Below are 636 nucleotides of genomic sequence, written 5' to 3'. Positions count from 1 at the left end.
AGCACGCCCTGGGCGATGGGGGACCAGACAATCTGGGACAAGCCGAGTTCTTCAGAGGCCGGAACGACATCGGACTCGATGACGCGCCACAGCATGGAGTACTGCGGTTGGTTGGAGATGAGGTGGATGCCGAGTTCTTCGGCCAGTTTGTGACCGGCGCGGATCTGGTCGGCGGTCCATTCACTGACGCCGATGTAGAGGGCTTTGCCCTGCCGGACGATGTCGGCAAATGCCTGCATCGTCTCTTCCAGCGGGGTTTCGAAGTCGTACCGGTGTGCCTGGTACAAGTCGACGTAGTCGGTCTGTAGACGGGTCAGGGATCCATCGATCGACTCCATAATGTGCTTGCGGGAGAGCCCGGTGTCGTTGTGTCCCTTCGGCCCGGTGGGGCCGAACACCTTGGTAAAGATCTCCAACGACTGCCGGCGCTGTCCCTTCAACGCCTCACCGAGAACGGTCTCGGCCGCGGTATTGGCGTAGACATCGGCGGTGTCGAAAGTGCTGATCCCGGCGTCGAGGGCGGCGTGCACACATTTGGTGGCGACGTCGTTCTCCACCTGTGAGCCGTGGGTGAGCCAATTGCCGTAGGTGATTTCCGAGATTTTGAGGCCGCTGTTTCCGAGGTATCTAAAGTCC

Annotated in this window: 1 protein-coding gene; it reads right to left on the bottom strand. The window is 60.4% G+C overall.

Annotated features, from left to right (window positions below; all coding sequences use genetic code 11):
* Positions 1-636: aldo/keto reductase (locus tag Y707_RS29545; RefSeq protein ID WP_035780451.1), on the bottom strand; the 636-nt coding region annotated here is incomplete at both ends.

Origin of the sequence: Arthrobacter sp. H14, assembly GCF_000520495.1 — a bacterium.
Classification (GTDB): domain Bacteria; phylum Actinomycetota; class Actinomycetes; order Actinomycetales; family Micrococcaceae; genus Arthrobacter_C.
The sequence above is the reverse complement of the archived record's forward strand: the minus strand, read 5'-3'. Positions and strand labels throughout refer to the sequence as shown.